The sequence below is a fragment of the Bacillus proteolyticus genome (assembly GCF_001884065.1).
Lineage (GTDB): Bacteria > Bacillota > Bacilli > Bacillales > Bacillaceae_G > Bacillus_A > Bacillus_A proteolyticus.
The window spans coordinates 1-12,608 of record NZ_MACH01000093.1 but is presented as its reverse complement, the minus strand read 5'-3'; the positions used below and the strand labels follow the sequence as shown (position 1 = coordinate 12,608).

Annotated in this window: 18 protein-coding genes and 2 pseudogenes; 14 read left to right on the top strand and 6 right to left on the bottom strand. The window is 33.0% G+C overall.

Features of this window, described 5'->3' with window-relative positions:
* Nucleotides 1-10: 10 nt before the first annotated feature.
* Both BAQ49_RS16865 and BAQ49_RS16860 read left to right on the top strand, forming a co-directional pair.
* On the top strand, nucleotides 11-511 hold the full coding sequence (locus BAQ49_RS16865) for a GNAT family N-acetyltransferase (protein WP_071746300.1): 501 nt from the start codon (nucleotides 11-13) through the stop codon (nucleotides 509-511).
* A gap of 15 nt (nucleotides 512-526) precedes the next feature.
* Nucleotides 527-1,051 carry a DinB family protein gene (locus BAQ49_RS16860; RefSeq protein ID WP_071746299.1) on the top strand — a complete coding sequence of 175 codons (525 nt, stop codon included), beginning with the start codon at nucleotides 527-529 and terminating at the stop codon, nucleotides 1,049-1,051.
* Between the two features lie 49 nt (nucleotides 1,052-1,100).
* Here BAQ49_RS16860 and BAQ49_RS32355 read toward each other — a convergent pair whose 3' ends face one another.
* Nucleotides 1,101-1,523: a hypothetical protein gene (locus tag BAQ49_RS32355; protein ID WP_244159107.1), complete on the bottom strand. Its 423-nt coding sequence runs from the start codon at nucleotides 1,521-1,523 to the stop codon at nucleotides 1,101-1,103.
* Nucleotides 1,524-1,845: 322 nt separating this feature from the next.
* Between BAQ49_RS32355 and BAQ49_RS16850 the strand changes: the two genes are divergently transcribed.
* The 11 genes and pseudogenes from BAQ49_RS16850 to BAQ49_RS33610 all read left to right on the top strand — a co-directional run bounded on the left by BAQ49_RS16850 (nucleotide 1,846) and on the right by BAQ49_RS33610 (nucleotide 9,440).
* Entirely contained in the window at nucleotides 1,846-2,784 is a 939-nt protein-coding gene (locus BAQ49_RS16850; protein WP_071746297.1) for a DMT family transporter, read from the top strand.
* Between the two features lie 61 nt (nucleotides 2,785-2,845).
* Nucleotides 2,846-3,247 (top strand): GNAT family N-acetyltransferase, encoded by a 402-nt coding sequence (locus BAQ49_RS16845; RefSeq protein WP_084667479.1) that lies wholly within the window; start codon nucleotides 2,846-2,848, stop codon nucleotides 3,245-3,247.
* Nucleotides 3,248-3,495: 248 nt separating this feature from the next.
* Nucleotides 3,496-4,296, top strand: coding sequence for an AAC(3) family N-acetyltransferase (locus BAQ49_RS16840; protein ID WP_131802724.1), 801 nt, complete (start codon nucleotides 3,496-3,498; stop codon nucleotides 4,294-4,296).
* Nucleotides 4,297-4,308: 12 nt separating this feature from the next.
* Nucleotides 4,309-4,998, top strand: a complete 690-nt coding sequence (locus BAQ49_RS16835) for a phosphopantothenoylcysteine decarboxylase domain-containing protein (RefSeq protein ID WP_071746294.1) — start codon at nucleotides 4,309-4,311, stop codon at nucleotides 4,996-4,998.
* A 179-nt stretch (nucleotides 4,999-5,177) separates the two neighbouring features.
* The gene (locus BAQ49_RS16830; protein WP_071746293.1) at nucleotides 5,178-5,651 is read left to right on the top strand and encodes a tetratricopeptide repeat protein; all 474 of its coding nucleotides are present in this window, start codon (nucleotides 5,178-5,180) and stop codon (nucleotides 5,649-5,651) included.
* Between the two features lie 12 nt (nucleotides 5,652-5,663).
* Nucleotides 5,664-6,716: a hypothetical protein gene (locus BAQ49_RS16825; RefSeq protein WP_071746292.1), complete on the top strand. Its 1,053-nt coding sequence runs from the start codon at nucleotides 5,664-5,666 to the stop codon at nucleotides 6,714-6,716.
* 118 nt (nucleotides 6,717-6,834) lie between these two features.
* Nucleotides 6,835-7,344 carry a ribonuclease FAU-1 family protein gene (locus BAQ49_RS16820; RefSeq protein WP_071746291.1) on the top strand — a complete coding sequence of 170 codons (510 nt, stop codon included), beginning with the start codon at nucleotides 6,835-6,837 and terminating at the stop codon, nucleotides 7,342-7,344.
* Nucleotides 7,345-7,595: 251 nt separating this feature from the next.
* Nucleotides 7,596-8,186, top strand: a complete 591-nt coding sequence (locus tag BAQ49_RS16815) for a TetR/AcrR family transcriptional regulator (RefSeq protein WP_071746290.1) — start codon at nucleotides 7,596-7,598, stop codon at nucleotides 8,184-8,186.
* A pseudogene (locus BAQ49_RS16810) lies at nucleotides 8,183-8,908 on the top strand (hypothetical protein); the annotation flags it as partial. The gene BAQ49_RS16815 and the pseudogene BAQ49_RS16810, both read left to right, overlap by 4 nt.
* Nucleotides 8,909-9,090: 182 nt before the next feature.
* Nucleotides 9,091-9,204, top strand: a pseudogene (locus BAQ49_RS16805) (alkanesulfonate monooxygenase); the annotation flags it as partial.
* A 143-nt stretch (nucleotides 9,205-9,347) separates the two neighbouring features.
* Nucleotides 9,348-9,440: a putative holin-like toxin gene (locus tag BAQ49_RS33610; protein WP_001289319.1), complete on the top strand. Its 93-nt coding sequence runs from the start codon at nucleotides 9,348-9,350 to the stop codon at nucleotides 9,438-9,440.
* Nucleotides 9,441-9,668: 228 nt separating this feature from the next.
* Here the strand turns inward: BAQ49_RS33610 and BAQ49_RS16800 are convergent, their stop codons facing one another.
* A complete protein-coding gene (locus BAQ49_RS16800; RefSeq protein WP_071746288.1) occupies nucleotides 9,669-10,490 on the bottom strand; it encodes an HNH endonuclease in 822 nt (273 codons plus the stop codon).
* 149 nt (nucleotides 10,491-10,639) lie between these two features.
* Here BAQ49_RS16800 and BAQ49_RS16795 point away from each other — a divergent pair, with 149 nt between their 5' ends.
* A complete protein-coding gene (locus BAQ49_RS16795) occupies nucleotides 10,640-11,725 on the top strand; it encodes an AI-2E family transporter (RefSeq protein WP_071746287.1) in 1,086 nt (361 codons plus the stop codon).
* A gap of 232 nt (nucleotides 11,726-11,957) precedes the next feature.
* Here BAQ49_RS16795 and BAQ49_RS16790 read toward each other — a convergent pair whose 3' ends face one another.
* The 4 genes from BAQ49_RS16790 to BAQ49_RS16775 are packed head-to-tail and all read right to left on the bottom strand — an operon-like array spanning nucleotide 11,958 to nucleotide 12,605.
* Entirely contained in the window at nucleotides 11,958-12,098 is a 141-nt protein-coding gene (locus tag BAQ49_RS16790) for a YrzI family small protein (RefSeq protein ID WP_071746286.1), read from the bottom strand.
* Nucleotides 12,099-12,125: 27 nt separating this feature from the next.
* Nucleotides 12,126-12,266 carry a YrzI family small protein gene (locus BAQ49_RS16785; protein ID WP_000669808.1) on the bottom strand — a complete coding sequence of 47 codons (141 nt, stop codon included), beginning with the start codon at nucleotides 12,264-12,266 and terminating at the stop codon, nucleotides 12,126-12,128.
* A gap of 25 nt (nucleotides 12,267-12,291) precedes the next feature.
* Complete coding sequence (locus tag BAQ49_RS16780; RefSeq protein ID WP_071746285.1) at nucleotides 12,292-12,435, bottom strand: YrzI family small protein; 144 nt, start codon at nucleotides 12,433-12,435, stop codon at nucleotides 12,292-12,294.
* A gap of 26 nt (nucleotides 12,436-12,461) precedes the next feature.
* The gene (locus BAQ49_RS16775; protein WP_071746263.1) at nucleotides 12,462-12,605 is read right to left on the bottom strand and encodes a YrzI family small protein; all 144 of its coding nucleotides are present in this window, start codon (nucleotides 12,603-12,605) and stop codon (nucleotides 12,462-12,464) included.
* Nucleotides 12,606-12,608: the final 3 nt, after the last annotated feature.

The window sequence follows — 12,608 nt, the reverse complement described above, 5'->3', positions numbered from 1 at the left end:
GGATAGGGAAATGATTCGATTACTTACTAAAGAAGATGCGGAAAAATATTGGGATTTACGTTTACAAGCATTACAAGTAAATCCAGAGGCATTTGTAACAACTTATGAAGAGGCAATTCGTCAGGAAAATCCTATTGAGCGAGTTGAAGGTAATTTGACATCTACTACTAGTTGTACATTCGGTGCATTTAATGAAGAAAATCAATTAATCGGAGTTGTCACTTTATTAAGGGAAGAGAAAGATGCCTATAAGCATAAAGGTCATATCGTTGCGATGTATGTAGATGCACAAAATAGACGTAACGGACTAGCACGTGAATTAATTGCAAATGCAATTCAAAGAGCGAGAGAAATAAAACTTGAGCAATTAAACTTAGGTGTTGTATCCACAAACGAACCAGCAAAAAGATTATATGGATCAATGGGTTTTAAAACCTACGGAATTGAAAAGAGAGCTTTAAAGATGAATGGTGTATATAGTGATGACGAATATATGGTGTTGTTTCTTTAAAAGAAGGGGGTTATTATGAAAGATCTCTATTTAGAAAAAGATATGAACCCGCAAGTAGCCATTTTATATGCAACAGTTCTTGATACATTTAAACGATTGCAAAATTTAGTAGAAGGTACAGAAGAGGACGAACTATCCTTTAAAGGGTCTGAAAATAATGAAAATAGTATAGGGCAGCTACTTCAGCATTTAGCAGTTGTCGATTTACACTGGGTATATCGTTTAAGAGGAGAAGAAGTTCCACAGGGGCTTAAAAATAAATATGGGCCTATGTTGAATGAAATAGGAGAATTGCCAAGTTTAAGAAAAGATACATTGCAAGAATTAATGCAAGATTATGAAGCAGTGCAACATATGTTTTATGAGGAATGTATGAAACTAACAGAAAATGATTTAACCCGGGAAGTGTCCTATGAAAAGGGAGAAAGTGCGACTATAAGATGGGGAATATGGCATATAGCTGATCATAATCGGTACCATCAAGCACATATAAATCGATTGAGAAAATTATACAAAGAACATCACTTACATATAATCTAAATGTAAGTGTGAAAAACTCCCCTTAATTAATAGATTAGGGGAGTTCATTTTAAATTGGCTTTTGTTTCTTTTCTTCCCAAGTTAACATCAAATTTTTATGGTATTCTTTTGGTTGCTCAATTAAATACCAGTAAATTCTATGCGCAATTGTTGGCTGCCATTTTTTATGGCGTATTCTTATATTTTCGTGATGAGTATAGTGAGTGGAAATTACAGTCGCTTTTGTTTCTGGGAAACCGCTGTATACAATATCTTCTATCTCATACCAATAAACTTTATTCCCATCTAAATCAATAATTATACCTTCATCATCCCAATAAAAAACGGTGTTCTCTCTTCTTTTTTTCAAAAGATAAAAACCATAGTATAAAAAAAGGCCTGGGATGATTAAGATTAGAATACCAAGGAAGAAAAACTCATCTATTAAAGCTAAAATACAAATGAAAAGAAAAGAAAGTCCTGCAGCTAACATCATTAAGGTGAATACCATGGAAATTTTATATGTTTTCAATATGATCACATCCAAATAACTAATTTATTCCTTAAGTTAAAACTCTTCATCTGTACGATATGCACCGATCATTATGCATACAGCGGATATAAAATACATACACATTTCGATTAGCGTAATTCACGAAACGAATGCTGTAGCGATTCCTCTTAATGTTATTTTAATATATTGTATAATAAATAAAAACATTATTATTTTTATAAGTTAATATTCTGTTGAAAAATTTTGCATTCGAATAGATTGAAAGTTATTTAATAAAAAAACTATTATAAGGGGTTTTATAATGAAAGCTATTGCAGTAGGGATATTGGCATCGTTTTTCTTTGCCTTTACCTTTGTGTTAAACCGGTCGATGGACTTAGAAGGTGGGAGTTGGATTTGGAGTGCATCACTACGGTATTACTTTATGGTTCCAATGCTACTACTTATTGTCATGTATAGAGGGAACTTAAAACAACTCTTTCAATATATGAAAAACAATCCGAAAGAATGGTTGTTATGGAGTATTGTTGGATTTGGTCTCTTTTATGCACCGCTTAGTTTCGCGGGTGCGTTTGGACCGGGGTGGCTTGTCGCTTCGACTTGGCAAATTACAATAGTTGCAGGGATTTTGTTAACACCATTTTTTGCGGTAGACCCATTACATAAAAAACTTCCAATGAAGGAATTAGTAATGTCAGGCATTATTTTATTCGGTGTTGTTCTTATGCAAGTAGAACATGCTTCTTCTTTAGGGATTCGTGAAACAATTTTATGTGTAGTTCCTGTACTCATTGCTGCGTTTGCATATCCACTTGGAAATAGAAAAATGATGCAAGTATGTAAGGGTGAATTAGATGTCTTCCAACGAGTTCTCGGTATGACATTAGCAAGTTTACCATTTTGGTTTTTACTTTCTGGTTATGAAGTATCTACAAGCGGTTTACCGTCAAGTAGTCAAGTTTTTCAATGTTTTATTGTAGCGATTAGTTCAGGTTTAATTGCTACAGTATTATTCTTCTTTGCGACAGATCTTGTAAAAGATGATCCGCAAAAATTAGCAACAGTCGAGGCGACACAGTCTGGTGAAGTTTTATTTGCTTTAGTAGGAGAGCTGATCTGGTTATCGGCTCCAATTCCGTCTTCTTTATCGTGGGTTGGAATGAGTCTTGTAATTGTCGGAATGATACTTCATAGTTATGTAGCTGTAGTTGTGAAAAAAGAAGAAAAAATAACGGCGTAAAAAGATTAGCTCTTTTTCAATAAAGAGCTAATCTTTTTTCATGAGAAAGGATGGAGATAGAGTGTTACAACGTGTTGAGCATATAGAAATAGATCCTATAAAAAAAGTATTAAAGCATGCGACCGGTCCGAGTGAAGAAAGCTTAATTAAAGCAGTTTCAATGTATAAAAATGATCAGGCAGTGCTATATAAATATGGGAATAAGGGTTGCATAGGTATAGCGTTAATTCATACAAATAGAGCGAGAATGTGTCACATAGCTGTTGATGAAAAATATCGTAATCAAGGAATTGCACTTCAAATGATTAAAGAAATAATTAGGGAATATGAGTTAACATATATTGAGGCTGAGACAGATACAGAGGCAGTCGGATTTTACAAGAAATGTAACTTTAAGATTGAAAGCTTAGGAGAGAAATACCTGGGAGTAGAGAGGTTTTATTGTTATTTAGAGAATGAATAAAATACATAGCTCATCATTTGTGATGGGCTATTTCATATTAGTATAAATTAAGATTGTTAGATTGAAAGTTTTTCATTGCGTTCACTTTTTTATATTTATTTCAAATTAATATACCATAATTTAACTGTTTCCAATATGATAAAAACGATAGACGTATAGTAATCGGAATGATTAGGTTAAAAATTAAGAAAAATATGATAATATATGTATGTATTAGTTTAAAGCAAAATGGGGGAACAATCGTGAAAATGAATGAAATAGTGGCGAGTACAAAACTTCCACATACAATCGAAACAATTACAAACGATTTAAAAACCTTAGGGATAGAAAAAGGAATGACAGTTATTGTTCATTCATCATTAAGTTCAATCGGTTGGATATCTGGTGGGGCAGTTGCCGTAGTAGAAGCGTTAATGAAAGTTGTTACAGAAGAAGGAACGATAATTATGTCAACCCAATCTTCAGATTTATCCGATCCAAAACATTGGTCAAGACCACCTGTACCAGAAGACTGGTGGCAAATTATCCGGGATAATGTTCCTGCATTTGAACCACGTATAACACCAACAAGGGCAATGGGAAAAGTAGTTGAATGTTTTCGTACATATCCGAATGTATTGCGCAGTAATCATCCGCTCAGTAGTTTTGCAGCATGGGGAAAACATGCAGAGGAAATTATAGCGAATCATTCACTTTCCATAAGTTTTGGGGAAGAATCGCCCTTACGAAAAATATATGATTTAGATGGATACATATTATTACTTGGTGTCGGATATGACTCCAATACATCCGTACATTTATCTGAGGTACGTACAGGTTCACGCGAGTTAATAAAGGTAGGAGCGCCTATTATAGAAGAAGGTGTAAGAGTATGGAAAGAGTTCGTTGAAATGGATTACGATTCTGACACGTTTGTAGAAATGGGAGTTGAATACGAACGGAAAGGAACAGTTACGCGTGGGAAGATAGGGAATGCGACTTGCCGTTTTATGAGGCAACGTGATGCAGTTGACTTTGGAACAGAGTGGTTTCGTGCGAAAAATCAGTAAGGGATGGTTATGATGAAAGGGAAAAAAGTATTAATTACGAGCGGCGGTTGCCTAGAAAAATGGGATCAAGTACGCGGACATACAAATTTGGCAAAAGGTACGATTGGAAGAATTATTGCAGAAGAGCTAATGACAAAAGGAGCAAATGTAATATATTTGCATGGCTATTTCGCCGAGAAGCCAATGGATGTAAATAACCAATTAGAATTGCATCCATTTGAGGGGATTATTGACTTACAAGATAAGATGAAGAGTATTATTACACATGAAAAAATTGATGCGGTTATTATGGCTGCTGCTGGATCAGATTGGGTTGTCGAAAAGATTTGTGATCAAGATGGAAATATTCTTAATATGAACGGAAAGATTTCCAGTGACATCGCTCCAATTATTCATTTTCAAAAAGCACCAAAAGTATTAAAACAAATAAAGAGTTGGGATCCAGAAACGATACTCGTTGGCTTTAAACTGGAAAGTGACGTAAATGAAACAGAACTTATTGAAAGAGCGAGTAAAAGGATGGAAGATGCGAAAGTGAGTGTAATGGTAGCAAATTCACCACATTCATTATATTCTCGCGGCGCTGTGCACCATGTTATTGGACAAGACGGTAATGTGAAGTTATGTAATGGGAAAGATGAAACAGCAAAAGAAATTGTCATTATGTTAAGGCACTTATGTAATCCTATCACTTCTATGTAAATTTAAGCTTTTAGAAAGAGATGCAGTCGCATAGTATGTAATGGAGTTAATATTAAATCAGTGAGGGAACTTATCCCTCACTGATTATTAAATCGAATTAATGGAATAGACCATTAGCTGCTCGTAAATGTGTAATACATGTTATATGCATAATGAACATTTTGTGAGGAGTGGATTTTATGGAACATTTATTGAAGCAAGCTATTAAACTTAGAAATGAAAAGAAATATGCACAGTCTAGGGAGATACTTATAGGATTAACAAATTTTACGAGGGATGCAGAAGTACTATATCAATGTGCCTGGATACATGATGTAATGGGTCTTGAAAAGGAAGCGGTTCCGTATTATGAACAGGCGATTGCGAACGGACTTGATGGTGAATCCCTTTGCGGTGCGTATATCGGTCTTGGCAGTACGTATCGTTGTATAGGGGAGTATGATAAAGCGATTACTGTATTAGAAGCAGGGATAAAGCAGTTCCCGGAAAATGACGTGATGAAAGTGTTTTTATCACTAGTGAAATATAACGTAAACGATCATGAATCCGCGATGAAATTATTGCTTGAAACGGTCGTAAAAGTAGAGGAAGTAAAAGAATTTGAACGTGCCATTTTATTTTATAAAGACCATTTAAATGAGGTTTTTGAATAGAGGAGTGAAAGCATGAATGTCACTATATCGCGGAGGAGAACGGGTGCTTGGTTTGGAATCGTATCATTAATTATGTTGTCAAACTATTTATTGTATGCTCTTCCAATTGTACCAGCTGCTCCGAAAGAAGTCGTGCTTGGTTCGTTATTAGATTTTATGTTTGTAATTCCAGTTATCACATATTTCTTTATTATACGGAAAAGGTATTCGTTAACATATATGTTTCCTGTAGTTATAGCAGGATACGTGTTCGCAAGATTTATAATTCCTAGTGATTATTTACAAGCTTTTTCATTTGTTTCGTATGTAATAGTTGCTGGAGAAATTTTGTTCGTATGTTTTGAAGTGTTTCTGATATATAAAATTATTAGAGTTCTACCTAAAATAATAAAACGATATAAAGAATATAGAAGTGAGTATTCTTCATTTTCTTATGCGATTGATCAAGCATTTGATGATACTATGAAAAGAAGTAAGTCAGTAAATATCATTCTTACTGAGTGTAAATTATTCTATTATGCTTTTTTATCGTGGCGTGTAAAAGTATCAGAAAGTGAATTCACATACTCATATCATAAAAAGACCGGTGCAATAGGTGTTTATATCATGATTATTCATGCAACTTTAATTGAAAGTATCGGTTTTCATTATTTACTTCATCAATGGAATCCAGTAATAGCTTGGATTTTACTTATCTTAAACATATATGCAATGTTTTATTTTTTAGCTGAAATACAAGCGATACGTAAAAATCCAATTATCGTTGCGGAAGAAAAAGTAATTATTCAAATTGGATTAGGAAAAAAAATCGTTATACCATTTACACAAATTGATAACATTGCGTTTTATAAAGGCGAACTTTTAAAGAAAGAGGTTCTTGACGCAACTGTTATGGAATTTATAAAGGAACCTCCAACTTTTGAAATAACGTTAAAAGAGCCAATTAAAGCGCAGTTGTTATATGGATTTTCTAAAACAGTAAATCGTGTGCATTTAAATGTGGATGAGGAAAGAAAATTTTATGATGCGGTTACTGAAAGGTTAAAACATATGAATGGTGGATAGTGAAAAACTCCTTCTAAATAAGAAGGAGTTTTATTGTGTAATTGTAGACCGTACACTTCTTTATCGCTATATAAACGGATATAATTAAGACTAGAAATAGCATAAGGGGAAACAAAAAATGAATAAATTACGAACGCCTAAAAGTGAAATTATAGAAAGAAAAAATCGGTATGACTCAACAATAATAGATCACAATTGCTTAATACTTGAAAAGAAATCTCAAAGTATCATGTTATTTCATGAGGTTCAGTATTCATTTACGATGAATACAAATGATTCGAGTTTAACAATCCCAAAAGGAAGTTACACCATTGCATACTACTGGGAAAATCGTCCGTACAATTTATACATATGGAGAGATAAGAACGGAATGTATTTAGGCGCTTATTTTAATATTGTAAAAAATACGCACATAACAGACGAACTAGTGTCATTTGAAGACTTAATTATTGATATTTTGGTACTTCCAAGCGGAGAATGTTTTATTTTAGATGAAGATGAATTACCTGAGCCTTTAGAGGGTTTTGAGGGTGGTTATGTGAATGAAGCTCTTTATGTATTAAAGGAAATAATTCAAAAGTCGCTTCCTCAAATGATTGTAGAGACAGAAATGGTGCAGCTAAAATAAAGTTTAATCGATTTGAAAAGAAAATACGTGTTTAATGAGAATGAGTAGTCTCAAGTTATATGATCTAACTTTTTGGATAAATCTAAGGTTAGAAGCATATTTCTTGGGATTACTCTTTTTTTGTAGGAATTTTGTTGCTTAGTTTCTAAATTGATTTTTAAATTTATCAAATAAGATTGACTGAATCAAGTTCAGTCATTTATGATTGAATCAGATTCAGTCGTGGCAAAAAACATAGTAGGAGATGACGTATGAAAAGAATATCAAAAGAACCAGATATAAGACGCCAAGAGTTAATGGATATTGGTTTTGAACTATATATGAAAAATGGTATGGGAGGATTTAGCATTAAAGATGTTGTGAATCGTGCGGGTGTAGCAACAGGGCTTTTTTACTATTACTTTAAATCTAAAGAAGATTTTGTTGATGAGACTTTAAATAGCTTCATTGTGAAAAATATGGAGTTAATCGAAGAAATACTTATTTCAAATGAACGGTCTGTAATGCAGAAGATGAAAGATTCTCTAGATATATTTTGGACATTTATTGAAAAATTAGCACCCTATAAAAATATGAGTTCGTTTCAGACGGAACAACATTTTCAACTGGAACAGAAATTATTCACACGAATGCAACCGTTAATTCGACAAGTAATTGAAGAAGGAGTGAAAACGGGGATTTTTTATACTGACAACTCATTATTAGCTTCTGGATTTATTTTATACGGTCTTAGCAGTATTGCCCATTCAGAAGTAAAGTTGAGTCTAGATACGAAGCAAGAAATGGTTAATTTAGTATTAACTACACTACGATACGATCAAAAAGAAGGTGAATATAAATGAAGATTATTATCGATGGAAACAATATTTCGCAAGAGAAACTTACAAAATGGAAAAGAGAACGTATTAAAAAAGTTTTAAATACATTAGGATATAAAGAGCCTGAAATAAATGATACAGACGCCATGATAAAAAAGCTAACGGAAGTAAAGATGGGATATTCATATAATGAGATGTATGATAAGTTGAAATCCAAACTTAGATTAAGTGGAATAGGTATGCGTATTTGTTCTGTTTTATCTGGCGATAGACGAAAATTTTCAAAAACAAGTATCTATTTAGACGGGATTAAAGCAGAAGAAGCTATAAATGGAATTGATAGTTTTATGCTTGAACAATCACGTGAAAATAATCAAGTGAATTTATCAGCTTGTCCTGATCACTATGTACTAAGACCCTTTGGGGAAAATGAATTAGAGGTTATCGAAACTACAGGTAATTCTCCGTTCCCGGTTCAATTTTTCATTGTTTTTGGTGACGAAACGGGATTAAAAACACCTAGAGATAAGTCTTATCAATACCAATCAACAGGTGTTGCACGTATGAAAGATGGTACTATTATTGGTGGAGTTCGACATCAATTTAAAGATACTTATACTGGGTTAGAAGTACGTCTAGTTGTTGAGTTCCCAGCACTTTGTCCTAATAGCCTTATTAACTCACATCAAATGCATTTAGCATGTGAGTTTTCTTATTGGTTACAGCGGATTAAGGACCATGAAAAATACCTTTCAAATAAAGAAATATACTATTTTTATGAATATAAATCGAACTGTATTTCAAACAAACAGTAACGATGTTCAAGCAAATCATATGTGTCCTTTAATAAAACCCAGTTAACTTATCGAAAATACCTTTGGTTTTTTTTATATAAAAAACGAATTTATTCATTTATATGAATCAGTTCAAGGAGGGGGAAGAAGTGGCAGAACTGTTATTCCTTTTATTAAAAGACGAGAAGCAACAAGAAAATAAAATCGTTGGTGAAATGATAGCTGATGCATATGCTTTAATAAAATAGTGAGAAATAAAAAACTCGCAATTTTTTAAGCTTGCGGGTTTTCATCGTAAACAATTAATAAATATGGTAAAATTAAGAGGTAACTTATGGTACGGTTGGTTGTTCAATTATCACTTCTCCAGGTAGGAGGGGGGTGATAATTCGTGAGTGAAATTGCGTTGCTGCTGCAAGGTGGACTGTTTCTCGTTGCATTGTTAACGTTTATTGTCGTCTTAATTGACAAGCTCAAAAAATAACAACCCACCTATGCCTATAGAAAGTGGGTTGTTGTGTTTGTACGAAACAAATAGGATAAATGAACAATCCAATCTGCTAAGTTACGTGGACTAGTGTGTAGCCGCACACTAGTCTTTTTTATTTATATACAGTTTTTAATTGTTTTATGTGATTGTATTGTTCTATTCATACTCATTATAACACAGTGTCTTTTCATGAAGAAAGGAGACCGTATGTTCTGGTGTCAATTAAATAGAAGGTTTAGTTTCTTTAAATAGCCCGTCCATATATTGTTTTAAGCTTTCTACAAAAAATCCTTTTTTGTCTACATTATTTACGCCGACAATTGGTGATGGAAGATCGTACCTTTTTTCTGATAAATGAACAACAACATCAAAAATATCAAATAGGCGAATGAAGCAGAACAGCCCGTCTTTATCACTAAGTAAAATAAAGTAATGGTTTTCACTCGTTGTATTTAATGTATTCCATAAAGAACTTTTGCTTAAGTCACGGACGATACTCTTTTCCTTTAATTCCATGAAATCGGCATTTAATAGAATGTTAGAAATATCAATCGCATCTGGATCGTCAAAGTAGCCATCAATTGTTTGTACAGCAAAAGTATAGGCCATTTTTAATACACTCATTTTATATTTACGGTTATCTAAAAGTAATTCACGTTGAATAGAACTAGCTACTTTTGTTACACGCTCTTCTTTCCAAATTTCATTGTGTAGTGAAATATCGTGCTTTTTACATAGTTTCATAATTAATGCATTGGAATAAAGTATTTCATCACTTACTTCTACAACATCCGTTTCAGCGGCTGCCAGCTCTTCACCGTGTTCATTCGTATAGAGAGGGGAGTCGATTTGTTTTTTCATTTGCTCAATCTTATATTGACTTAGCTTATGCCTAATTAAAGGACGGTCAACATTTGTTGTCATATGTTCATGACAGGAATCACAAATGGAGTTTGTGAAATAATATCCACATAATATCTCTGGTATGACATATTGTTCGCTAAGTTCTTTCGTATCTTTTCTGCAAATGATGCATTGTGTCATATTTATCACCTTTACCCACAAATTTGTATGTAATCTCATTGTAGTGTATTTAATGGTATTTTGGAATATTGTAAAGGAAAATATTATGTGAAATTCATGTTTATTTTGGTACAATGAAAAGAAGTGCTAGTTTAAAGGAGGATGTTTTTTTGAAATCGAAAGTGCACTTTTGGACATTAGAAGTGCTGATGGTTGTAGGAATTATATTTATTTGCACAAAAATATCGTTTCTATTTCAACCGATTGGTATCTTCATATCAACATTATTTTTCCCAATTTTAATCGCGTTATTTTTATACTTCATTTTTAATCCATTGTTAGTCTTTTTGGAGAATAAAAAAGTACCGAGAGGTTTAGCGATTTTACTATTGTATCTTTTTATCATCACATTAACTGGAGTTGCTATTGGAGTAGTCGTTCCAACGATCTCACAGCAGCTAATGGATTTAGTGAAAAACATGCCGACTTATATAAAAGAGGGAAAAGTATACATACAAGATCTATCCCATCATAAATTATTTGAATGGCTATCTACACAAAACTACGTTTCCATTGAAACAATTGAGAAAAATGCAATTGAATACTTAAAAGAAATACCAAACACAATTACGTCGAGTGCAACGGCTTTATTTGGTATTATCACGAACGTGGCATTAGTTATTTTTACAGTACCGTTCATTTTATTTTATATGTTTAAAGATGGACATGCATTTCCAGGAAAAGCCGTTAGTGTATTACCAGAGTCTTACCGTGAAGAAGGACTTCGTATCATAAAGGAAACGAACGAAACATTATCTGCATATATTCAAGGTCAAGCGCTCGTTTGTATGTTTATTGGTGCCTTTACATTTACTGGTTATTTAATCATCGGTTTACCGTATGCTTTTGTTTTAGGGATTATCGCAGCACTTACAAATATAATTCCGAACTTAGGTCCTTTTATCGGAGCAGCACCAGCTGTTATTGTAGGTCTATTCGTATCTCCGATGCAAGCTCTGTACGTAATTATTATTGTAACAATTGTACAGCAGTTTGAAAGTAACATCATATCTCCACGTATTATGAGCTCGAAATTAAACATTCATCCGTTAACGATTATTATCCTTATTTTAGGGGTAGGGAACTTTGCTGGAATTATCGGAATGATTTTAGCGGTGCCTGTTTATGCAGTAACGAAAACAGTTGTTTCGAACTTAGTGAGATTGTTTAAAACGAAACGAAGTAATCGGAAATAGAAAAAATTAGGGAAGATACACCGCTGAAAAAGTGGTGTATCTTTTCAAATTTTTAGAGTGTATGAAATGCGTATTATTATATATTTTTTACACATCAAATTAACTGCAATGCATGTATAAAGTATTCCTGTTAAACTACGTGGAATCCCTCTGAACTATCCAAATCATTTCTTTACACCGCGTTTTTAACATCATAATCGACTCCTTTCGTTTCTAATATAATTTCAAATAATTATAGGTGAGTGTAGTACTTGCTTCTACGATCACGAATTTCATCTATAATCTTTTTATACTGTTTCTCTTGTTTTACTTCATCTGCAGATATAGTTTCTTTTTGAATCGTAATGGTTAAAAAGAAAAGGTGAAACTTCATACATGAATTCCTCCTTTCAAATCGGAATTACAGGTGACTACAATAATGACTTTGTCGTTCTTTGACGTTGTCCATAGCCTGTTCAATTTGTCGGTCATGAAGCGTATCAGACTCAGATAGTTTGTTTTTTTGAATGGTAATCGTTAAAAAGAATACTTTGAATTTCATTGGATTTTACCCCTTTATAATTTATTTAGTAAAGACGATTGTAATAAGAGGACTGGCGCTCTTTCACTTCGTCCATAATGTTTTTGATATGTTGTTCACGTAAGATTCCAGCTTTAGTAAATTTTCGTTTTTGAATGGTGATAGTTAAAAAAAATGCTTTAAATTTCATTAAGATATTGCCCCTTTATAATTTATTTAGTAAAGACGATTGTAATAAGAGGACTGGAGCTCTTTCACATCATCCATAATATTTTTAATTTGTTGTTCACGTAAGATTTCAGCTTTTGAAGGTTTACGTTTTTGAATGGTAATCGTTAAAAAGAAAGCCTTAAATTTCATTAG